The sequence below is a fragment of the Terriglobia bacterium genome, assembly GCA_020072845.1.
GTDB lineage: Bacteria > Acidobacteriota > Terriglobia > Terriglobales > Acidobacteriaceae > JAIQGF01.
The window spans coordinates 155,178-178,096 of sequence record JAIQGF010000007.1 but is presented as its reverse complement, the minus strand read 5'-3'; the positions used below and the strand labels follow the sequence as shown (position 1 = coordinate 178,096).

12 protein-coding genes are annotated in these 22,919 nt (G+C 63.1%); 5 read left to right on the top strand and 7 right to left on the bottom strand.

Annotation, left to right across the window (positions count from 1 at the left end):
• Positions 1-196: 196 nt before the first annotated feature.
• Together LAN70_07200 and LAN70_07195 are read right to left on the bottom strand one after the other, a co-directional pair.
• On the bottom strand, positions 197-1,270 hold the full coding sequence (locus tag LAN70_07200) for an SIS domain-containing protein (protein MBZ5510942.1): 1,074 nt from the start codon (positions 1,268-1,270) through the stop codon (positions 197-199).
• 251 nt (positions 1,271-1,521) lie between these two features.
• Entirely contained in the window at positions 1,522-2,460 is a 939-nt protein-coding gene (locus LAN70_07195) for a tetratricopeptide repeat protein (GenBank protein MBZ5510941.1), read from the bottom strand.
• 209 nt (positions 2,461-2,669) lie between these two features.
• Here LAN70_07195 and LAN70_07190 point away from each other — a divergent pair, with 209 nt between their 5' ends.
• From LAN70_07190 to LAN70_07175, 4 genes are all read left to right on the top strand, one after another.
• Positions 2,670-4,808: a hypothetical protein gene (locus LAN70_07190; GenBank protein MBZ5510940.1), complete on the top strand. Its 2,139-nt coding sequence runs from the start codon at positions 2,670-2,672 to the stop codon at positions 4,806-4,808.
• 27 nt (positions 4,809-4,835) lie between these two features.
• Positions 4,836-5,435, top strand: a complete 600-nt coding sequence (locus LAN70_07185) for a hypothetical protein (GenBank protein MBZ5510939.1) — start codon at positions 4,836-4,838, stop codon at positions 5,433-5,435.
• 181 nt (positions 5,436-5,616) lie between these two features.
• Entirely contained in the window at positions 5,617-5,886 is a 270-nt protein-coding gene (locus LAN70_07180) for a hypothetical protein (GenBank protein MBZ5510938.1), read from the top strand.
• Positions 5,887-6,056: 170 nt separating this feature from the next.
• Positions 6,057-8,597: a protein kinase gene (locus tag LAN70_07175; GenBank protein MBZ5510937.1), complete on the top strand. Its 2,541-nt coding sequence runs from the start codon at positions 6,057-6,059 to the stop codon at positions 8,595-8,597.
• Positions 8,598-8,631: 34 nt separating this feature from the next.
• On the opposite strand, the gene LAN70_07170 is transcribed toward LAN70_07175, so the two are convergent.
• A complete protein-coding gene (locus LAN70_07170) occupies positions 8,632-9,633 on the bottom strand; it encodes a hypothetical protein (GenBank protein ID MBZ5510936.1) in 1,002 nt (333 codons plus the stop codon).
• Positions 9,617-10,216, bottom strand: a complete 600-nt coding sequence (locus tag LAN70_07165) for a 2OG-Fe(II) oxygenase (GenBank protein ID MBZ5510935.1) — start codon at positions 10,214-10,216, stop codon at positions 9,617-9,619. Before LAN70_07165 ends, LAN70_07170 begins: the two co-directional genes overlap by 17 nt.
• A gap of 415 nt (positions 10,217-10,631) precedes the next feature.
• Between LAN70_07165 and LAN70_07160 the strand changes: the two genes are divergently transcribed.
• The gene (locus LAN70_07160; protein MBZ5510934.1) at positions 10,632-11,549 is read left to right on the top strand and encodes a hypothetical protein; all 918 of its coding nucleotides are present in this window, start codon (positions 10,632-10,634) and stop codon (positions 11,547-11,549) included.
• On the opposite strand, the gene LAN70_07155 is transcribed toward LAN70_07160, so the two are convergent.
• The 3 genes from LAN70_07155 to LAN70_07145 form a co-directional block, all read right to left on the bottom strand.
• On the bottom strand, positions 11,542-12,300 hold the full coding sequence (locus LAN70_07155) for a 4'-phosphopantetheinyl transferase superfamily protein (GenBank protein ID MBZ5510933.1): 759 nt from the start codon (positions 12,298-12,300) through the stop codon (positions 11,542-11,544). The genes LAN70_07160 and LAN70_07155 overlap by 8 nt on opposite strands.
• Positions 12,301-12,329: 29 nt before the next feature.
• Positions 12,330-21,161: an SDR family NAD(P)-dependent oxidoreductase gene (locus tag LAN70_07150; GenBank protein MBZ5510932.1), complete on the bottom strand. Its 8,832-nt coding sequence runs from the start codon at positions 21,159-21,161 to the stop codon at positions 12,330-12,332.
• A gap of 65 nt (positions 21,162-21,226) precedes the next feature.
• Positions 21,227-22,918, bottom strand: a complete 1,692-nt coding sequence (locus tag LAN70_07145) for an acyl-CoA dehydrogenase family protein (protein ID MBZ5510931.1) — start codon at positions 22,916-22,918, stop codon at positions 21,227-21,229.
• Position 22,919: the final 1 nt, after the last annotated feature.

Sequence of the window (22,919 nt, the reverse complement as noted above, 5' to 3'; positions counted from 1 at the left end):
AGGTTGAAGAGCACGGCGGTCCACCTTTGTGGCGGATCAGCAATCTCCGAACTTCGCGTCGGAGCACAAGCTTGCATTGGAAAACAGGCGGGTTATTCTACGCCTAGCATGTGGGACGCTTTCAAGGAGAAATTTCACTTACATTTGCGCCCCATCAAACCCATTCCCATTCTGGCCTAGGCCCCCCGCATGCGCGTTACACCGTCTGGGTAATCTTTTTGAGCGCACGCGGACGATCCGGATCCAGCCCTTTCACCTCGGCGAGCGACGCCGCGAACAATTGCGCTGGAATAATGTAGGGAATCGGTGTGTATAGATCTCGCGGCCCGCGGCTCGCCGCCAAATCAAGCGGAATGAGAATGTGATTGCTGAGCCTGCCGGAGCCGAACCTCTCGACCGCTGCCCGCTGGCTCTGATCGGTGATCATCAGCATTTCTGCCCGGATCTGAACCAGCCGCTCCAGCAACTGTGCCAGGCCGGTCCAAGTCACGCCCGGCGGGGCAAACAGGAAGACCGGAAACGCCGCCTCCAGCATCGCGATCGGACCATGGAGGAGATCGGCGGAAGAAAACCGCTCCGCCACCACATAACATGTCTCCATCAATTTGAGCGCAAATTCAAATGCGTTTGAATAATTCAGCCCGCGCCCAACGACCAATGCCTGGTCCATGAAGCGATAGCGCTCAGCGCGCTCGGCGATTTCTGTTTCCATCTTCAACGCCGCGCCGGCCCACTCCGGCACGCGCCGCAATTTGTCTAGATCAATCGCGCCACCGAGGGCGTGCGCCAGCAGATACAGCATCAGCAACTGGCCGGTGTACGTCTTGGTCGCCGGCACGCTTTTCTCTTTTCCTGCCCCGACCAGGAACACGTGATCGGCAAGCTTGGCCAGTGTGCTCGACGCCTCATTCGTGATCCCCACCGTCATGGCGTGTTGCTGGTTCGCCTCGGTCAGCACCAGGTTCGTGTCCGTTGATTCGCCCGACTGCGAAATCGCCACCACCAGCGTGTCATGCAGGTTCACCGATGCGTGGTACAGCGTGTAAATGGACGGCGCCGCCAGCGACACCGGAATGCCGGTCATGATCTCCAGCAGATAGCGCCCGAACTGTGCGGCATTGTCCGAGGTTCCTCGCGCCACCAGCACGATCAGCCGCGGCTTCTTCTTCTCGAACAGGCGCCGCAAGCGGTTGCCGCCCGGCAGCTCGGCCTTCAGGGTGCGTTCCAGTACGGCGGGTTGTTGCCGGATTTCCTGCAACATCTTCGAAATAGTCATGGTTGCGAATCCCAGTGTGCACACCCCGGTGGGATTAAGCAATGGCGCCGTGCGGGTGGGCCGAGCGAAGGGCTCGACCGGCCGCTCGGAGCGCGGGACCTCGGTCGAGGTTTGGCAGGCGCCGACGCAGCGGCAAGACAGCAGGTGGAAGCGCCGGTCGTCCTTCACGACTTGAACAATCAGTTCGACAACTTGCATACTGCCTGGAACTTGGCTAAGCAGGACATGGTCGCTTCTGATCAGATTTAGGGGAGGCCCACACGACGGACAAACTGTTGGAAACGCGGATCGGATCTTAAACTGTCAAGGTAGGGTTCCGCATTGAGCAGGATAAATCCACCAACGTGGCTGCGATATGCCTGCTCCATGGACCTGAAAGCCAGGTCTTTTTCGCCCAGATTGCCATAAATTTCGATAACGATGACTTCGTCAGGCAAAACACCGCCCCGGCTCATACGGGCAGCCTTTTTCAAGCAGGCTTGCATTTCTGAGTTTTTGCCCGCCAGGGCGTAGGTGAGCGCCAGCTCACACAACATCCAGACATCATCTTGATTGAGCGCCACCGCGCGCCGGCCTTCAGCAATGGCTTGGGCAAACAGATGCTTTTGGTTGTAAATGCGCTCCAGCATGCGGTGAACCATGGAAAAGTTAGGATGCAGATCAGCCGTGGCGCGGGCCTGCTTCAGGGCTTCGTCATACCTGTGGTCGAAGTAGAGCATCTCTGCTAAATCAGTGTTGATGATGGGTGAAAGCGGGTCGCTTTCCAGTGCCCGCTTCATTTCCGCTACCGCGTCCTCGGTCCTGCCAAGAGCGACGAGATCAAATGCATACCATTGGTGAGCGACGGAATAATTTGGGTTCAGCGCAAGGGCGCGCTTGAACTCCTGTTCCGCTTCCGCAAACTTCCATTCGTAATGCATTTTGACGAAAGCCAGTGAGGTGTGCGCGTCGGCCAGCGAGTCATCCAGGCGCAACGCCGTCAGCGCCGCATCTTTGGCTTTGGGCATTGCCGTCTCGCGCGGGATTGCTGCGCCGGGCAACGAACCCAACAAAGCATTGGCATCCGCCAGCCCGGCGTACGCTGGTGCGAACTGTGGGTCTGCGGTTACCGCTTGCTGGAAGTATTCAATCGCCTTCAGGTAGCCCGCCTGGGTGCGCTGGTTCCAAAAGAACCGGCCTTTCAAATAGTCTTCGTGTGCCTTCGGGCTGGCCGCACCGATATTTCCGAAAATGGTTTCAGCACTGAGACCGACATTTCGCTGCTGAAGTGGGAGCGCCGGCCACCATCACCGCAGGCGGCGGCAGCGGATCGCAGAGCACGCCTATTCACACCGCTTTTCCGCTGCCGTTGCAAGCAATAGTAAAGGACAGTGCCGGCAACGGTGTCCCCGGCGTGGCAGTGACATTCACAGTGCCGGGCAGCGGACCGAGTGGGACCTTCCCCGGCGGAGTGCTCTCCGTTCAAGTGACGACTGACGCCACCGGCACGGCCACCTCGCCTACGCTCACCGCCAACGGCACGGTGGGCTCGTACCTCGGAACGGGGACAGTGGCGGATGGCGGCGCACCTGAATCTCCCCGCAGCGCCAGCGTCACGGTGGGCTCGTACCGCGCGAACGGGGCAGGGACGGGCCCTCTAACGGCGAACTATTCGCTGACCAACACATTGAGCGCGGGCGCAACCATCACCGCGGGCGGCGGCAGCGGATCGCAGAGCACGCCCATCCACACCGCTTTTCCTTTGCCGCTGCAAGCGACGGTGAAAGACATCGATGGAACCCCTGTTCCCGGCGTGACGGTGACGTTCACCGCACCCGACAGCGGAGCGAGCGCAACCTTCCCCGGAGCAGTGCTCTCGATTCAAGTGACGACTGATGACAGCGGCGTAGCTACTGCTCCTACGCTGACCGCCAACGGCACGGTCGGCTCCTACCTCGCGACGGGCACGGTGACGGGCATTGCAACGCCGGCAAACTACTCTCTCACCAACACGCTGAGCGCCGGGGCGGCGATCAGCACCGGGGGAAACGGCAGCGGTACGCAGAGCACGCCCATCCACACCGCTTTTCCGTTGCCGCTGCAAGCGGTAGTGAAGGATAGCGGTGGCGTCGGCGTTCCCGGCGTGACCATCACCTTTACGGTGCCAGACACCGGACCCAGTGGGACCTTCCCAGGAGGGGTGCTGTCGGTCCAAGTGACGACCGACGCCACCGGCACGGCTACCTCGCCTACGCTCACCGCCAACGGCACGGTGGGCGGTCCGTACACGGCGACAGGAACGGTGACCGGAATCGAGACGCCGGCCAACTACTCGCTCACCAACACACTGAGCTCCGGGGCGACGATCAGCACCGGCGGAAACGGCAGCGGGTCGCAGAGCACGATGATCCACACCGCATTTCCGTTGCCGTTGCAGGCGACGGTTAAGGACAGCGGTGGGACTCCTGTTCCCGGTGTGACAGTGACGTTCACGGTGCCGAGCAGCGGACCGAGCGCAACCTTCCCCGGTGGAGTGCTATCGGTTCAAGTGGTGACTGACGCCACCGGCACGGCCACCTCGCCTACGCTCACCGCCAACGGTACGGTGGGTGGGCCTTACACGGCGACAGGAACGGTGACCGGCATCGCAACGCCGGCGAACTATTCGCTCACCAACACTCCGGGACCGGCAAGCTCGGTTGCGGCCAACGGCGGTTCGGGGCAACGCGCGGCCGTCACTACAGCTTTTGCCTTGCCGCTGCAGGTGACCGTGAGAGACAGCGATGGCAACCTTGTTCCGGGTGTGACCGTGACCTTCACGGCGCCGGGCAGCGGGGCCAGCGGCACCTTCGCAGGAGGCGTGAATACGGCGGTGACCAACGCCAGCGGCGTGGCCACCTCGGCCACGTTCACCGCCAACTCGGCCTCCGGCAGCTACAACGTGAATGCCACCGTGCCGGGAGTGGCAACGTCGGCCGCGTTCGCGATGACCAACGTGGACTTCAGCGTAGCCTCCGCCACGGGAACCCAGGCGGTCGCAGCCGGCGGCACCGCGAACTACACGCTCAACTTCGTCGCGATTGCGGATAAGTCGGTCAATCCAACAACGTTTTCCTGTCAGAACCTGCCGGCGAACTCGGCCTGCGCGTTCAACCCACCGTCCCTGCCCGCCGATTCCGGGAACACGCCGTTCGGGCTGGGGATCACGACGACAGCCCGGCCAACCACGGCCGCCAGCGTCGGCAGTGGTGGAGGGTTCGGCCTGCCGCTCGGGGTCCTGCCGGCGGCCGTGCTGGCCCTGTTGGCGATGATCGCGATGTCACTGGCTTCTTTCTCAAAACGCGCGCCGAAGTTTGCCCCAGCGCGGATCGCAGCCTTCGGCATGCTGGTCCTCATGGTGGGCTACATCGCCGGCTGTGGGGCCGTAGGCACCGGCTTCCCGGCGAGAAGCGCTGGCGTGCAGGGCACGCCTGCTGGCACCTACACGGTGACCGTGGTAGCGACTTCCGGCACGTTGCAGCGGACCACCACCGTTTCGCTGACGGTGCAGTAGGGATTCGGCGGTCCAGGAGGATGCTCGATGCACAGAATCCGGTTAGGGCTGGCTGGCATGCTCCTTGCCGTGGTGCCCGTGGCCGCGCAGAGTGCTGCGCCTGCCAACATCACGCCGCAAGTGGAGGTCGCCCTCGACTATACCTACGTGCGCGCCAGAACCGTGGTCGCCGGGGGCTGTTGCTTCAACATGAACGGCGGCAGCGTTTCGGCAGCCGTCGGCGTGAACCAATGGCTGAGTCTGGTCGGCGATTTCGGCGGCTATTACACCGGGAACGTGCGCAACTCAGGCGACTCGCTCAGCGTCTTTCCCTTCGTTTTCGGGCCCCGTTTTTCCTATCGCCGGAGCGAGCGTTTCACACCCTTTGCACAGGCACTGTTCGGCGGCGGCCACGCGGGGGGCACAGTCTACACGCGCACTTTTCGCGAAGGATCGGCCCCGCCGTCGGCGCGCAACGCCTTTGCCATGGCCCTGAGCGGGGGGCTGGATGTAAATATCAGCCGGCATTTTGCTATCCGCGCTTTCCAGGCCGATTGGTTTTTCACAGAATTTCCCAACGGCGCCACCAACCACCAGCATAATTTGCGGTTATCCGCGGGAGTCGTCTTCCGCTTCGGAAAGCGTTAGCGCGACTGCACCCGCGCCGTCTCAGCACGACTGAAGTCGTGCCTCACCCGACCCACGCAATCGGCAGCCGGGAGTCCGGCCAGTCGCCTGTATCCGGAAACAACAGACTCAACCCGAGAGCGCATTGAGGAGTACGATAACATCGGGTAAGGATGTAGCTCCGTATAGGAGGTAACGGTTTATGGCAGAGTCTGTATTCGAAAAAGCCGACGTGCAGGTCGCGGAATCGATCCACAAACTTACACGCGCAACCTCTGCGATGGCAGACGCGATTGACGAGGGTGTAGGGGTGATCAAGCGTGCCGTGAGACGGAGCGGCGATGCGGCTGAGGAACTGATGGACGATGCGACCCAGCGCGTGAAGCGTCACCCTGCAGAAACCATGGCCGCCACCTTCTTTTTTGGAGTGATCGTCGGAGGGCTTATCGGCTGGATGATAGCGCGAAAGTAGACGGCGTGCGCGGGAGACGCGGGCTCGTTTCCAAGATCTGCGCTCTCTCCTGAATGTGCTTTGCAGCCTTGGTCGCACCTGGCATTCGAGGGTAAACGGCGCAGCCCAGCCCGGAACCCTGTTCTTTGCCGGTGCAGGGGCTGACGTATAATCCCGCACTGCAACCAGTTATGCCGCTCCTACCCGGCTCCAAACTCGGCCGGTATGAGATTGTGTCGGCGATCGGCGCCGGCGGCATGGGCGAGGTGTACCGCGCCCGCGACCTGGAACTGGGCCGCGAAGTCGCCATCAAGATTCTCTCGGAAAGAATCGGTCTCGACCCAGACCGACTGCGCCGCTTCCAGCAGGAAGCACGGATCACGGCGAGCACCAACCACCCCAACATTCTTGCGGTCTACGATGTCGGCACCTGCGAAGGCACGCCGTTCATTGTTTCCGAGTTGCTCGAGGGGATGACCCTCCGGGACCGGCTCCGGACGGGTCCGTTGCCGACGCGTGGCGCGATTGAGATTGCGGGTCAAATTGCATCCGGGCTGGCCACGGCGCACGAAAAAGGAATCATCCACCGCGACCTGAAGCCCGACAACGTCTTCCTGACGAAAGACGGGCAAGTCAAGATTCTCGATTTCGGGATTGCCAAGCTGTCGGCGCCGGACCCAGGCGGAGATCAGCCAACCTTGACCACCGCGGGCGTGATCATGGGCACGCTCACCTACATGTCGCCGGAACAGGTGTGCGGGGCGGCGGTGGATCATCGCAGCGACATCTTCAGCCTGGGAGGAGTGCTCTACGAGATGCTGGTGGGGGCGCCGCCGTTCTCGAGTCCCAGCCGAACCGAGACCGTGCGCGCCATCCTCAACCTCGATCCGCTGGAAGAACCGGCAGCGGAAAAGATTCCTGCCGCGGTGCGGCGCGTGCTGCAACACTGCATGGAAAAAGACGCGGCGAACCGTTTCCAATCGGCACGCGACCTGGTGTTTGCTTTGCAGGGAACGGTGGGAGAAACTTCCGCCACTGTGCGGGTGCGGGTAACGCCGCAGCCGGCCCGGCGCGTAGGGCGGCGCGGGGTGCTGGAAATTGCCGGCGCGCTGGTGCTGCTGGCAGCAGCCGTTTTCGCCGTGCGGCGAGCGACGATAGTCCAGCCGCAGTTCGATCGCCTGACCTACGAGCGGGGAACCATCGCGGCGGCGCGCTTCGCTCCCGACGAACACAACATTATTTACTCGGCGTCCTGGTCGGGCTCTCCGGTCGAGGTCTACTCGACCAGCCCGGAATTCCCGTCGTCAAGGCCGCTCGGGTTGGGCGATGCCACCGTCCTGGGCATATCGCGCACCGGCGAACTCGCGCTGCTGAGGCACGGCAGGTTATCGGCGCATCTGGTCGTTGTGTTCGGGACGCTGGCGCGCGCTCCGATGGCGGGTGGCGCGCCTCGCGATGTCGCCGAAAATGTCCGCTGGGCGGACTGGGATCCACATGGAGAATTGGCCGTGGTGCGTCACCAGGGCGGGCCGGCGGGCCGCAGCCGGCTGGAGTACCCGATCGGCAAGGTACTGTACGAAACGCCCGGGTGGATCAGTCATATCCGGTTCTCACCCACGGGAGATCGCATTGCTTTTCTCGATCACGCGATCTGGTCCGACGATCGCGGGACGGTTTGCGTGATTGACACGTCCGGCAAACGGACGGTCCTCTCCAGCGGCTGGGAGGCGGCGGACGGGCTGGCCTGGTCGCCAAGCGGAGAGGTGTGGGTAAGCGCGACCCGACGCGGCTTCAGCCGGTCCTTGTATGCCATCAGCATGTCGGGTCACGAGCGGGAGGTGCTGGCCGTACCCACCGGGATGACGCTGCAGGACATCGCCAGCGACGGCCGCGTGCTGCTGACATCGGAAGACGAGCGATCGCTCATGCAAGGGACCGATGGCAGCGGGCCGGAACGCGACCTGTCCTGGTTCGACTGGACGATTGCGCGCGACATTTCACCCGACGGCAAGTTGCTGCTGTTCGAAGAAGCAGGCGCGCCCGCCGGCGAGCATTACATGGCGGGGCTGCGGAAATTCGACGCAAGCCCGCCGCTGCGGCTGGGCGAGGGCAGCCCCGGCGGTCTGTCGCGTGATGGCAAGTGGGTGGTGGCGACGACGCCCACCCAGGTGACATTGCTTCCGACCGGGGCGGGGCAACCGATCACGGTCAGCGTCACCGGGTTGGAAAACTTCGGCAGCGCGCGGATTTTTCCAGACGGCGAGCATCTCCTGCTCAATGCGGCGGAGAAGGGTCACGCGGCTCGCGCTTACATCATCGACCAGCACGGAAGCCAACCCCGCGCCATCACGCCTGAAGGAGTTCCCGCACTGGTCGTCTCGCCGGATGGCAGGTTGGTGGCCGCTCCCGACAACGAGCATCTGATCACGGTTTATGCGGTGGACGGATCACCGTCACGGCGCATTCCCAACCTGCCCACCGGTTTCGACCCGATTGGCTGGAGCGCCGATCCTGGGGCGCTTTACGTTTCCGAGCCCGCTTCTCTGCCCAATAATGTCTACCTCGTGGACATTGCGACGGGAAAGCGGCAGCTCGTCCGCAAGATGATGCCGAACGATCCGGCCGGCCTGGTCAATATCGGCGGCGCCGTCATCACGCCCGACGGCAAAGCGTACGCCTACAACTATTACCGGGTATTGTCGACGTTGTACGTGGTGCGGAACCTGAAATGAAACGTGGGTGAGCCACGAGGTTCGGAAGTCACTCTCAATCCAGCGGTCCGGCGAAATCCTCCCGCACGTAATGCAGCAACAGCGTGGTGGAGGTAAATCCTTCGACAAGTTTGGGGCGGAAGTGCGGCAACTGACGTCCGCAGAACAAAACCGCGTCCCCGACATTTTGGATCACTCTCACCGTGCGCTTGCCTGGCTGGATGCACAAGGGCCAAGGCGACTCCCGCTCTCGCTCCGGGGGATAATCCACCAGAACGCTCAGCGTGAATTCGCACTGCTCGCGGTCGGTGTGCGGTTCCAATTCCGCGCCGCCCTGGTAAGAAACCACGTAGGTGTACGACGGCTTCAGCTTCTCGCCGGCAATTTCGCTGATGGCGTCAGTCAGCTGATGGTGGAAAAAGCGCGAGACAGCCTCATTGTGGCAGGCGTAACGGCAGGACGCCTGAGCATCGCCGAGACACATGCCGCCGGTGCGAACCAGGCGGCGGTAGTACTTGCGGAGGGCGTCGATCTGGAAGGCGTGAATCAGGCCGGACACGGTTGTGTAGCGGCGTTGGCGAAACCGGCGCGCCGATGTCGCAGCCGCGGCGTGCCACCGCTTGCCGGCAGCGTCCACGCGGCTGCTCTCTACTAGAATGCCGGCCTGACGCAAGACGTCAACGGTGCGGTCCGACGCGCCGTCCGGAACGGGCCCGCCGAGAGAGCAATGGTTCAGCAGTTTTCGGTACGCGTCTCCTGCCCAGAATGCTTGCCACCCGGTTGCAGTTGGAACCCAGACGATTGGGTCATGCGCGCCGGCGGCCAGCCACGCAGCAGCTTCCGCTACCTCGCGCGGTGTTCCGCTCGTCCAGGAAAAACGGCAATCCGGGTTGATGATGAGCCGCTTGGAAGCAACGCGAGGGCGTCCGGCCGAGGATGGCGAAAGGTATCCGGGCTGCTCGTCAAGTACGCAGCGAAACACCGCGCCACCTGCGCATTCAGCGGCGGCGGCGTCCGCCCGATGATCGGCAAGTTGCGGGCTAGGCGCTGCGGTCACAGTGGATCCATCCGTTCAAGGCAAACCGGCTGTCGGCGAAGTCACGCGACGGGCAATGCACGACGGAAACCTCATGGATGGCTGCGGCAGAGAAGAAAACGACGAAATTCTGCCCCGGCACGATGACGTCGTGGTTCCAACTATCCTCTTCGTAGATGCGGAGTTCTCCGCCGGAGTACGCCTTCGGCTCGCGATGAAAGTAGTAGACGTAGGAGATCTCCCGGGTGGAATTGGCGGCATCCACGTCGCGATGAGGGCCGAAAAAATCTCCGTCATTGCTGGCGCTGAGACCGGCATCAACCTCCAGGACAGGGAAGGGCTTGCGCGCCAATCTCTCCAGCGCGTAATCCAGGAAATGGCGGACGCGACCGGTCACCAGTGAGAAAAACGGACCCAGTTCATACAACAGCCGCGACCGCCGGTGATCGAGCATGAGGGCGCGCTCGTTCTCGGCGGTCACAACTGTGCCGGCTTGAAAATCCGCTTCCCGGCTAATCGCGTATTGCAGCAGTGCCGACAGTTCGTCAGGAAAAAGGAATTCCTCCAGCACAACGAACTCCGGTTTCGTTGCCGCAGACCTCATCGGTTTGCGATCCTGCTATGTCTTCGGCCTGCTAGTAGGCGCCGCACCGGGAACAGGACCGGGTTTCGGTCCTGGTTTTGGGGCGGTTGGCGCCGCACCGGGAGGTGGGCCTGGTCTTGGGGCGGTTGGCGCCGCACCGGGAACATGACCTGGTTTCGGTCCACCCGGTGGGCTGCACTGCATACTCCTCCGTCCTGCGTCGGAAGTTGAGATGTCTGTCATACGGCTTCTCCTTAGCCAACCAGTTGATCCTGCGTAAATCGCGCACGCCGCCGCTCACCTGGATTCCGAGTGGTCGCGCACTGAGTTGCAATGGGTCCGAATGCAGTGAAATGAAAGCTGGCTTCGTAAGAGTTGGTCGCAAACGATAGAATGTGCCGCCTCGATTGTCAAGAAAGGGCAGCCACCCGAGAAAATGGCCAGCCGGCTCGTCTGTTATTCGGTGACCGATTGCGGTGAAGGACCGCATCTCGACCAGCTACTGCGCAGCACTGCCAGCCTGCGGCAATACAACACCAACATCCCGGTGTGGGTGTTCGTGTATGGCGATTTGCCGTCGGCCGCTGCGGCTCTCCTGGAAGCGAACCACATCTGTGTGAAGCCGGTCGGCGCCTACGTCGCCTCGCTTGGCAGTCTGTCGCCGCATGCGGAGGCGCTGAGTAGCTATGGCGTTCTCTGCAAGTATTTGTCGCTCGCCAAACTGGCCGATGTGGACGTGGCGCAGTTGCTGTTGGTTGATTGCGACACTTTCTTCTTCGACGACGTCACCAAGCTGTTTGAACGCTATGCGGAATGCGAATGCTACGGGCGCGAAGAGCCTTTTTCCCCGTATAGCGCTCATGGCGATGCCGCGTATCTCGATCCTGCCGCGCTGGCGGCCTTGCTGAAATCGGAAGCCTTGCGCGAAGTTCCAACCTTGAATGCCGGCGCTCTGCTGTTGAATCGTGGTCTGCACCGCAAACTGGCGCCGATGCTCGGTTTCATGCTGGACTACGCATCGCGCTTGATGATGTGGTTGCGCTTGCACCACGATGGCGCGTTGCCTTACCGGACGCCGGAGTGCGATCCCAACAGCGCCGTCGGTTCAGCGGAACCGTCGCACCCTCCGCTGCCGTTTCCTTCCTCCAACGCCTGGATCGCTGATGAAGTGGCGTTCTGGATGATGCTAGGGCGCCTGCCGGAAGTCTCGTGCGGAATTTTCGCGTGGCACGATTTCTTGCAAGGCCAGGAATTCCTCTCAACCAGCCGAGAGCAAACCTCCGCCTTGGGGTGCCACTACTTCAGCGTCAATGAAGGTGTTTTCACCGATTGGGTGAAGGACAGAGCTAAATAGGTCGCAGTGGTGGGGCAGCGTCGGCCTGGGCTTCCATTCGCCGGCTTGCGAAGCTCAATATCGGCAGGAGCATCGGCATTGCCGGCTGGGGTCTGGCAACCATGGTGCGCACCACAGTGCCTGCCCTTTGCCACCAGCCATGGAACACTTCACCGTGTTCGCAATCAACCTGCAGCGAATACCAGCGATGGACTTCGTCGGCCCACCCACTCAGGCGGACCGACACCGACCGGGTATCGAGCCGAAGTCCCTCTTGCAGTGCCTTGAGCGCGCTCTCCTTCGCGCTCCACAGGGCGGCCACAAGCGATCGCTGGTGGCTCGCAGGCGCCCGCGCAATTTCCACCCGCTCTTTATCGGTAAAGTAGTCCCGGATGAACGCCGTGCTGTGGGTTTCCACGATCTCCAGGTCGCATCCGATCGCCGCGTCCGGCCCCGCGACCGCGCACATGGCGACGCCGCCGCGGTGGCTTAGGGAAATTTCAGCCGGCGCGGGCCCGGTCGCCAACCTCACCTGCGGCGCTCCGGATGGCCGCGCACTTATTTCAATTTCCGCCATGCAAGCCGGAGGAACGCGCAGCTTCAGGTAGGCGGCCACCGCGCTTTTTGCCGTCCAGCGTCCCAGCCGCCAGTCGGCTCGGCGCTTGGCGACATGAAGTCCTTCGAGCAGGATGATTTCGTTTCCGCTGAGCCACTCATTGCCCGGCGGAACATCCGACTCCGTCTGTTCCAGCCAATAAACGTCCATGGTCATGATGGGGCGCGCCTTGCTGAGGCCGATGTTCACGCCACTGCTTGCAACGCTTTCAGCGCTTCGCCCTCGATCTTGTTGGCCAGCGCGACGGTGTGGTAGCCGCTGAGCTGAACGTACCGCGTCCCTCTCTCGTCCACAACTTCCGCGTCGAACCTTCCCCCGGCGGAGGGCGTAACCACGGCATAGAGCTGCGCATCCGCCAAGCCGGGTGCGCTGCAAACGCAGACCCGGTCCACGTGCTGCGGCAGGCCAAACCGGCCTTCCCCTGTCATCTCCAGCAGGCCGGCAGTTTGGAAGCAAAGCTCGAGCAGCCGCGGCGCGCTCACGGCCGGCCATTCGGACGGCTGGTGATTGCAGGGCAGGCCTTTCGCCAACTGTCCGATCATCCGTTTCCCATCCCGCCACGCCCGCCCGATCACCTGGTAGGCCGGTCCGTGGAAATAAATGCGGTAGATATCGGCGGCTTCGATGGTCTTTCCCGGCGGCGCGCCAGGCGCAACCACCGTCACCGCCTGCGGCGGCTTGCGCGTCAGCCGCACCCGGCCCGTGAAATGTGTCGTGACTTGCGGGTCCTTCTGGTTGGGCAGTGAGCGGCGGCCGATCAAACGGCAATCGGCGAGGATGGAATCACCCTGCGCATAGAACGTTGCTTCCGTTGTCAGGGTGCGTGGCTCGCTGCGATAAAACTTATGAGGCGCCAGGAAATTCACATCCTCGATCGCCTCGGCGTGCCAGCCCGGAAGCATCCACAAGGCCGCTTCGACGAATGCCTCGACGCCCATCACCCCAGGCAGCACGGGCGTGCCTTCGATCTGATGGTCGTACAGGAACGGTTGGATCTTGGGGTCGAGCGTCGCCTCAATGAGCAGCCCCGCGCTGTGAAGCCCGGCGCCCGTGACCTTGCCAATCATCGGTCCTTGCAGGCGATTCGTACGGGAAGCCGCCGTCGTTTCCAGTCCGCCGGCGACGTCCCACTCGTTAGTCAGAATGCCGAGTCGTTGCCCGACTACGATTTCGCCGCGGGTTGCTCCCGCCGTCAGTTCGCGGCGAATCATGGGAATGCCCGCTTCCGGCGGAATCATGTCAATACCGGCCAATTCCATCATCTTGGGGATGGAACCGCGTGTCGCCATGCCAATGCCGCCCCACGCGCTCCAGTCAAGCACGATGCCGCGCGTCCGCGGCCGGGTGGTTCGCAAGTTCGATGTCAGCTTGCAAAGCAGATCGTTGGCCGAGCTGTAGTCCGTTTGTCCTGCGTTGCCGAAGCGTCCCGCCACCGAACTGAACGCCACGGTCGCGCCCAGCGGCATGTCGCCGATCGCGCGCAGCAAGTTGAACCAGCCGATGGTCTTGACGTCAAACACCAGATCGAACTCACTTGGTGTCTTGTCCGGAAGCAAGTGGCTGCGCTCGATCCCGGCGGCGTGCAGCATCACGTCAATCCGGCCGCTGCGCGCACGTACTTGATCGACGACCTTGGCCACCGCATCCGGATCGGTCAGATTCACGCTGAAGTACCGGGCGGTGCCGCCGGCCGCCTGCACGGCCGCAATCGCGCTCGCCGCCGCCTGCGCCCGTTCCAGCGCCGCCAGTTCCTTTTCCACCAGCGCCGGAGTAGCCCGCTCCCCGCGTTGCTGGATGCGGGCGAACAGGGCGCGTTTCAGCGCGTCTTTGTCGCTGACAAAAAGTTTGAGGTCGGGATCATTGCTATCGGGCTCCGGCACCAGGTCGAGCAGATAAAACGTGCCGCCGGAAGCCGCCGCCAGATCCGTGGTGATGGCCGAGACGATGCTGCCCGCGGCGCCGGTGATCAGGAAGACAGTGTCTTTGTCCAGGGTCAGGCCAGGCTGGCCGTCGGCCGCCGGCTCTTCCCGCAGCCCAACCGCCCAGCGTAGTCCTTCCTTGTAGCCGATCTCGACCGCGCCGGGATCGCGCAGCGCTTCTTCAATGAGGGTCTCAGCAATCTGGAACGCGCCGCGGCGTGATTCGAAATCGACTGCCTTCACCAGAGCGTCAATACGCTCGCGCTTGTAAGCTTTGCTGAAGCCCGCCACGGCGCCACCCAGCGGTGCGGCTGCTCCCGCCGGATCGTAGCCGTGTTGCCCTCCCAGGCGAGTGGCGGAAACCAGGAATGTTCCCGGCGCCGCAATCTGGTCGTAGAGCCTGCGCATGGCGACGTAAAAAGACTTCAGACGGATACGCACCGCCTCGCGCCAGGATTTGAGATCCATCTCGCGATGGTTGCCCTCGTCGTCCAAGGCAGGAAGCCAAAAGACTCCGTGCACCGGGCCCGCAGCCAGACACCGGTTGAGATATTCGCTGAGCGCGTCCGCAGACAGCTCCCGGTCGAGCTGGAGTACTTCCACGCCCATCCCCTGGAGCAACTGTGCCAGCGCGCTCGCCACGCCGCCTTTGTCCGGCATGACGATCACGCGCTCGCCGTGGTTGAGCGCCACGCCGGTCGGCTTGCAGATGTCGAGTGTGGGACGCACCACGGGTGTCGGCACGCGGCGCGGGATAAGATTAGCCGCGTCGAAACTGGCGACCGCCGGGCGTGCTTTGGGTGTTTCCTCCGCCGGCCCATGCTGGTCCACCGGGGCGGCAGGAGGCGTTGCGGTTGGTGCTGCCGCGGCCGGCTGCCGGTCGTGCGCGAACTTAATGACTTGTGCCAGCGTGGGGAAGTCCCGCAGTTTGAGATTCGGGTCGCGCGGAATTTTGTACAACTCGCGGATGGCCGCAAACATTTCCGCCTGTTTTACCGTGTCAATGCCGAGGTCCGCTTCCAGATCGAGGTCCAGGTCCAGCATGTCTTTGGGATATCCGGTCTTCTCGGCGACGATCTGCAGTACCGCGTCCGCAATTGGATCTTCGGCCGTGGCCGCTGGTTCGACCGTGGGCTTGATCGGTTCGGGTTGCTTCTCTGCCACCGTTACTGGAGGGGCTGGCGCGGCAAGGTCCGGACGCCTGTCGTACACGAACTGCATGACGTGTTTCAACGTGGGGAAATCCCGTAGCTTGAGATTCTGATCGCGCGGAATGTTGTAGATCTCGCGGATCGCCGCGAACATCTCCGCCTGCTTTACCGTGTCAACTCCCAGGTCCGCTTCCAGATCGAGGTCCATGTCCAGCATGTCTTTCGGGTAGCCGGTCTTTTCCACGACGAGTGCGAGTATCCGCTCCTTAACCGCGTCGTCGGCCGCGGGTGTCGTGGGGGCAGCGAGCGCAATCGCCGCCGGTTCCTTGTCTGCCGCCCTTGTCGGAGCAGGTGGGGCCGCAAGGTCCGGGCGCTTGTCGTACACAAACTGCATGACGTGTTTCAACGTGGGGAAATCGCGTAGCTTGAGATTCTGATCGCGCGGAATGTTGTAGATCTCGCGGATCGCCGCGAACATCTCCGCCTGCTTGACTGTATCAACTCCCAGGTCCGCTTCCAGATCGAGGTCCAGGTCCAGCATGTCTTTCGGGTACCCGGTCTTCTCCACTACGAGTGCGAGAATCCGCTCCTTGACCGCATCGTCGGCCACGGCTGTGGTGGGGGCAGCGATTGCAATGGGCGCTTTTACTTCCTCCTTTATCTTTATCGCTGCCGCAGTCGGTGCAAGCTCCGGACGCCGTTCGTAGACGAAGCGGATCACATGGGCAAGAGTCGGGAAATCCCGCAGCTTGATTTTGTCGTCGCGTACGATGCCGTACGCTTCGCGGATGGCGGCAAATACCTCTGCCTGCTTCACGGTGTCAACGCCCAGGTCCGCTTCCAAGTCCAGGTCCAGGTCGAGCATGTCAACCGGATACCCGGTTTTCTCCGCTACCAGGGCGAGGATCCGCTCTTTGACCGCATCGCCGCCTGCCGCGGGCTGCGGAGGCGCAAACGGCGGGGGGGCTGCGGCCGCAACCTTCGCAGGCGCAGAAACTGAGGGCGCTGCGGCTGCAACCTTCACCACCTCCACTTTGGTTGCAGCGATTGCGGTCGCCGCCGCTGCCACGGGTTTCGCCGGCGCGGCAACCGCAGTGCGCGGAGTCGCGGGCCGCTGTTGCTCTGCAGGTATCGGCGGCGCTGATTGCATCACGGGTGCCGGCGCCGGCTTGGATTGCTGCGCGGATTCTGCGTCGCGTGCAGCTTGCGCCTCATCGCGCACGCGCAGCGTCCGGTGAACCACTTCCAGGTCGGCGGCCGAATGTCCCACGATGCGAGTCAGCCAGGCATTCCATGCATTGGGGTCGACAATGCGATAGGCATAGCCCAGGGCATTGGGACTACGGTGCACTCCGTCCGCTGTCGCCACCCAGCGCGTCAGCGTCATGCTGATTTGCGAGCCGAAGCCGGCGGCGAGCCGCAACGCATACTCCACCGGATAAGCGCCGCCCTTCGACAAGTTCAACCGCCCCAACTCAGGATCAATTTCCCTGAAATTGGCCACCGGCGGCACGCACCCGGTTTCCAGCGCCTTGATCGCGACCACGTCCTCGATCCCCGTGCCCATCGCATGCCCAGTGAAGCCCTTGGTATTGGCGATCACGATCTGGTCCGCGGCGTCACCGAACACCCGCCGCAATGCATGGATTTCCGCCGACGCGCTGCCGCCCCGTGCCGGGGTGTAGGTCTCATGCGAGACGAAGACCGTTTTCGCCGCGATCTGATGACGCTGAATGGCGCTCTGCGATTCGGCTCGGACCACCAGCTTCTCCATGACCTGCGCGATATGCTGGACGTCCAACCGGGTGCCGTGGAAGGCGCTGTTTGCCGTCACTGCGCTCAGCACTTCGCAAATCGGCTGGATGCCCCGCTCGCGCGCGCCCTCCGCGCTCTCCACCACCAGCGCCGCGGCGCCCATGCCGATCAACATGCCGTGCCGGCGGCGGTCGAAGGGAATGGCCGCCTCTTCCACGATCTCATCCGTCGCCGCGGCTCCGCTTGCCAGGAACCCGGCCCCAAACCATTCCAGCATGTTGTCGGAGGTGACGTCGTCGGCCGAGACCACAATCACCCGGCGGCACCGTCCGGCGCGGATCCAGTCCTCCGCCAGAGAGATGGCCTGCGTCGTGCTGGCGCACGCGGCATTGATTTGCGTGTTGGGACCACGCGCGCCGATGAATTCGGCGAACTGCGAATGTCCCATGGACAATGTCCTGAACAGGAAACGCCGGTCGAATTGATACGGCTCTTTTTCGATGACTGCGCGCAGCTCTTCCATGCGCCGCTCAATTTCCTGCCGCAAACTGGAGGCATGACCGTTCGCCTCCACCGCCCGTGTCCGCAACCGTTCCAGCAGCTCCAACTGCTCGCGGCGAGCTTGGTCGGCGCAGCAATGCGTGACCTCTCCGATCAGCGAATCCATGCCGGGAAATGCGGAGGCGAAAATCACTCCGGTGTCGTCGCGCATCACCTCGGGCAGCCCCCACCGGTCCGGCAGTTGCGTTCCCTTGCTGGTTTTCTTGTAGCGCATCACCAGGGGAATGCCGGCATCGCGCAGGGCATCAATACCGGCCCCGATCGCCAGCCGGGTCACGCGGTCGAGAGCGGCGATCCGCTCCGCGGAAACACCAAACTCGCTTTCCAGGTCGAACACCCCTCCGCGCCCCGCTAACTTGATCACGTCCGCCAGGTCGGTGATGGTGTCGAACGTTGGACCTCCGTTCTCGTTCTTCACCAGGCGCGTGATGTGCTTGTCGAGCATGGCGCGGCGGAAGCGCGCCGGGATGGCATCGATGAATTGCTCGCCGCGCAAAATGCGGCCGATGTTCGCGTCATCGAAGATATGTTCGGTTCCGGGCAGTCCCAGCGCGGCCCCGGTAATTGCGATAGGCCGCACGTCCACGGTTGACTTCTGTCCCTGGTAAAGTTGCAAGCCGCGTTCCACGGCTTCGGCGAAGATGCGCCCGAGGGCGATGTAGCGATCATCAGCCGCCGGCGCGCTCGTTGCCGTGGGAGCTTTCGGCGCAGCCGCGACCACAGGCAGCGATTCAGCGCGTTTTTCCGCCGGCGCGATCGCACGCTGCGGGGTCGCCGCCGCCTGCTCGGCGCGACCGTGTCCTAAGCCGGCCGCATAAAGTCCGCAAAGCGCCTGGTTGAATGACGCCACGTCGCCGACTTTCGGATGATTGGTGAACAGGGAAACCACGTCACCGCGCCCGCCGAGCACATCTTCGGCGAACCCCTGCAACGCCTTCTTCGGCCCGGTTTCCACGAACACGCGCGCGCCGGCGTCGTACAGCGTGCGCAAGCCTTTCACGAATTGCACCGGGGCAGCGACCTGGCGGGCGAGAATGTCGAGCATTTGCGGCACGACATCCGGACCGGTCGGATAAAACTCGCCGTTGACATTGGCGACGATGGGCAACTGCGGTGATTGCAGGCCAAGCCGCGCCAGCGCCTGCCGCAGCGGCTCGCTCGCCGGAGCCACGATCGAAGTGTGGAACGCATGGCTGACGGTGAGCGGAGTCACTTCGTAGCCGGCCTTGAGAAGCAGTTCCATCGCCTGCTCGACCGCCTTGCTCGCGCCGCCGATCACTCCCTGGCGGTCGCTGTTAATATTCGCGATCACCACGTAGCCATCCACCGATTTCAGGATGCGTTCGATCTCGGAAATAGGCGCAAACACGGCGGCCATTTTGCCGTTGTCGCCGAACGCCACGCGCGTCATCTCGCGCCCGCGCGCGCTGACCGCCTCCAAAGCGCCGGCCAGCGGAAGCGCGCCGGCCGCAACCAGTGCGCCGTATTCGCCCAAGCTGTGTCCCATCGTCATGTCGGGCCGAATGCCGTAAGCCGCGAGCAGCCGGGTGAGCGCGAGGTCGGTGGCCAGCACGGCCGGCTGCGTAATTGCCGTCTGCATCAGATCCGCTTCCGCCTTTGCCACTGCATCGGCGTCCGTTGACTCAACAAAGATGAATTCCGACAGCGGTTTCCCCAGCAGCGGTGTCATGATCCGGTCCGCCTCGGCGAACGTGTCGGCCACGATGGGCTCAACGGCGCGCAGCGGCTTCAGCATGTTGACGTACTGCGAGCCCTGGCCGGTATAGAGGAACGCCACCTTGGGCGCGGGGCCGTGGCCGCGGAAGATTCCTTGCGCGCGCAACGCTTTCCAGACCGCCGGCTGATTTGCGGCCAGCGCCTGCAGTGCCTTGCTCGATTTCTCCGCCAGATCGGCGGCGTCGGTGTAGTCAATCGCCAGGCGTTCCGGCGCTCGCAGGTCCGATTCCGCAGGAGCAAGCCAAGCCGGCGCGCGGCCCGCTGCCGCAGCCTTCTGCACCGGCCGCAAACGGTCGGCAAGGGCGGCGTCTGAGTCAGCGCCGATGACCAGCGCTCCGCGTAACGGCGCCTTGTCCGACAACTCGGCATGGGAAGTCTGGGAAACACCGCTCGTATTCATGGCTCCGCCTTCCGCCGTGACCGGCCCTATGTTGCTGACTGCCACCGACCGCTTGCCATTGCCGGTCAGCTTGTGGGGAATGTGCTCTTCCAGCACGCAGTGGAAGTTGGTGCCGCCAAAACCAAAAGCGCTCACGCCGGCGCGGCGCACACCATCGGCGGCCATCGTCCACGGCTTGAGCTCGGTATTCACGTAAACCGGCGAGTGCGCAAGATCAATGCCGGGGTTGGGACGCTCGTAGTGCACGCTGGGCGGCAAAACCTTGTCGTGTATCGCAAGGGCGGCTTTCAGCAAACCGGCCGCCCCCGCCGCGCTCTTCAGGTGCCCGATATTCGATTTCACCGAGCCGAGCGCCACGGAGTGCGTGGGAAGATGAAGATCGCTGAGCACGTCCAGCAGGCTTTGCAATTCCGCCAAGTCACCCGCGCGCGTGGACGTGCCGTGACCTTCGATCAACGTCCCGGGTGTGGGTGACAGCCCGGCATTTTCCCATCCCCGCTGCATTGCCAGCCGCTGCCCCACCGGGTTCGGCGCCGTAATGCCTTTTCCCTTGCCGTCGCTGGAGCCGCCGACCCCTCGCAGCACCGCATAGATTTTGTCGCCGTCGCGCTCGGCATCGGCCAGGCGCTTGATCACAAATACCACCGCGCCTTCGCCCATGACAAAGCCATCCGCGCCCTCGGCATAGGGACGCGATCCCGTCCCCGACAGCGCGCCGATCTTGCAGAACTTCACGAAGGTTGACGGGCCCATGTTGCGGTCAATGCCGCCAGTGATTGCGACATCAAAATCGTGTTCCGCCAGTCCCTCAACCGCCGCGCTCAGCGCCGCCATGGCCGAAGCACAGGCAGCGTCCACCACGTAATTGGGACCTCGAAAATTGAATAGGTTTGCGATCCGCCCGGCAACGCAGTTGGACAACTCGCCCGGCATGGTGTCTTCGGTGATTTCCGGACACAGATGGTTCATGCGGCCGTGCACTTCGTCGAGAATCGTGTTCCGCACCGGCTCTGGCAGCGCGGCAAAACTCGCGCCTTCCGCCAGCTCGCGCGCGAATTCGGGAAACAGGGCACGCATGACCGTGAAGTAATGTTTCTCTCCGCCCATGGCGTTGCCCAGGATCACCGCCGTGCGCTCCAGGTTCAGCGGCCGCTTGGGATAGCCATAATCCTCCAATGCTTCGCGCGTGCATTCGATCGCCCACTGCTGCGTCTCGTCCATGGCCGCGGAAACCCGTGGCGGAATCGGCAAGTGCCACTTCATCGGGTCCCATACGTGCTCTCTCACCCAGCCGCCGATCTTGGAATACGTCTTGTCGGGCGCGGCGGGATCGGCATCGTAGTAGAGTGCCGGGTCCCATCTCTCCGGCGGGACCTCGGCGATGCTGTAGCGGCCGTTCTTCACGTTTTCCCAGAAAGCTGCCGCGTTCGGGGCGTCGGGCAGGACCGCACCCACGCCCACAATTGCCATCGCGCGATGAACGTTGTTTTCCATGATGGCGCTCCTCAACTCGAAACCGTCCGACCTGCGGATCGGGGCCGGACTGCTGTCGTTTCCTTTTAGGCGGACATGAGTGCGCTCTTGAGTGCGCTCTTGGCGGCGCGATCGTAGAGGACGTCCGCAATGCTATCCATGTCGGCCAACCAACCCGCTTGTGCACGGTGAATGGCGGGCATTTGTAAAGCCGCTTCCAACGCTGGCAGGTCGGCGTCAGCTACGCCGCCCGCGCCGATGACCAGACGCAATCCTTCTTGCGCGACCTTGAGTGCTGCCTCGCGCGCAAAAACCCGGCTGAGCATTTCCAAAGCGGTCGCATCGAAACGGCGATTCGTTTTCTCGTGCAGCCGGTTTTCCGACGCGAGCGCCGCCCGGCGAGATAAACAGCCGGCACATTCGGCGAAAGCGATCAGCTCGCCGAGGCGCAGGAGAATGTGCTGGTAGCGGGTGAGGCGCGCGACCCTCGCCCGCTCCATCACTTCGGCCAAGGCATGCGACGCCAGTGCAGCGATCCCGGCGCCCACGTCCGGATGCCGCGCGTGCAGCGCCTCCAGCTTGCGCGCCTCTTCGTGGTAGTGCTGGCCGCGTGTTTTCAAGTGCACCTGCCAGCGGTCGCGGCTGATCGTCATCTCCATGATCTCGGAGGTGCCTTCGTAGATGGTGGTAATGCGAACGTCGCGGCTGATCTTCTCCACCATGTACTCGTGCGTGTAGCCATAGCCGCCGAGTGCCTGGATGCTGGCTTCGGCAGCCTGATTGCCGGCCTCGGTTGCCATGTACTTCGCAATCGCGCCTTCGGTGTTCAAGCTGCCTTCGCCGCCGGCGTCAATGCGCGCCGCCGTTTCCTCGATATATGCGCGGGCGGCCTCAAGCCGAGCCACCGGCGGCACGATCAGCTTGTGCGTATAGCCCTGCTTTTCCGAGAGTGGCGCGCCGGCCTGGATGCGCTTGGTCGAGTAGGGTATGGCGCGATCGAGCGCGGCCCAGCCCGCGCCCAGGCCAAACGCCGCCACCATCAGGCGCGTGTAACCGAATACGGCCTGCGCTTGGAGCAATCCCTGTCCTTCCACGCCGCCGATCAGCCGGTCGGCGTCCACGTAGACGTCATTGAACGCGAGCGCAGCCGTGTTGCTCAGGCGGATGCCGTGTTTCTCTTCGGGTTCGTCGTGCGTAAAACCCTTGGCGCCCTTTTCCACGATGAACCAACCCGGACCCGCGGGCGTGTTCGCCAGCACGGTGTACGCGTCGGCTACGCCGCCGTTGCTGATCCATTGCTTGTTGCCGTTGATCTTGTAACCCACCGTCCGTCCATCCTGTTTGACGGGATCGGCCGTCGTTTTTAGTGCGCCCAGGTCGCTGCCCGCTTCCGGTTCGGTGGCGCCGTAGGCGAACAGGATTCCCTCGTCGGCGATGCGGCTCAGCCACTTCTTCTTTTGCTCCGGAGTCGCACCGACCCTGATCGGATCACTGCCCAGGAAGGTGGCCAGCACGGCGGTGGCGATGCCCAGGTCAATGCGCGCCATCTCCTCGCAGACGCAGTACACGTCGAACGCCCCTCCGCCCATGCCGCCGTAGTCTTCGGGAATGAACAGGAGCTGGATCCCGAGCTTGTCGGGGCTGCACATGTGCTGAACAATTTCCAGCGGACATTCGTCGCGCTCGTCCAGGTCCAGAAGCGTCTCGTCCGGCAGGCGTTTCTTGGCGAAGTCCCGGAGCGACTTCAAGCTGAGTTTCAGCGTTTTGTTTGCAATCATG

Excerpts from the sequence above, each read along its gene's own strand:
- LAN70_07155 (MBZ5510933.1), bottom strand. The coding sequence starts at position 12,300 with ATGACCATGGACGTTTATTGGCTGGAACAGACGGAGTCGGATGTTCCG.
- LAN70_07175 (MBZ5510937.1), top strand. The coding sequence starts at position 6,057 with ATGCCGCTCCTACCCGGCTCCAAACTCGGCCGGTATGAGATTGTGTCG.
- LAN70_07160 (MBZ5510934.1), top strand. The coding sequence starts at position 10,632 with ATGGCCAGCCGGCTCGTCTGTTATTCGGTGACCGATTGCGGTGAAGGA.
- LAN70_07180 (MBZ5510938.1), top strand. The coding sequence starts at position 5,617 with ATGGCAGAGTCTGTATTCGAAAAAGCCGACGTGCAGGTCGCGGAATCG.
- LAN70_07150 (MBZ5510932.1), bottom strand. The coding sequence starts at position 21,161 with ATGGAAAACAACGTTCATCGCGCGATGGCAATTGTGGGCGTGGGTGCG.
- LAN70_07165 (MBZ5510935.1), bottom strand. The coding sequence starts at position 10,216 with ATGAGGTCTGCGGCAACGAAACCGGAGTTCGTTGTGCTGGAGGAATTC.
- LAN70_07185 (MBZ5510939.1), top strand. The coding sequence starts at position 4,836 with ATGCACAGAATCCGGTTAGGGCTGGCTGGCATGCTCCTTGCCGTGGTG.
- LAN70_07145 (MBZ5510931.1), bottom strand. The coding sequence starts at position 22,918 with ATGATTGCAAACAAAACGCTGAAACTCAGCTTGAAGTCGCTCCGGGAC.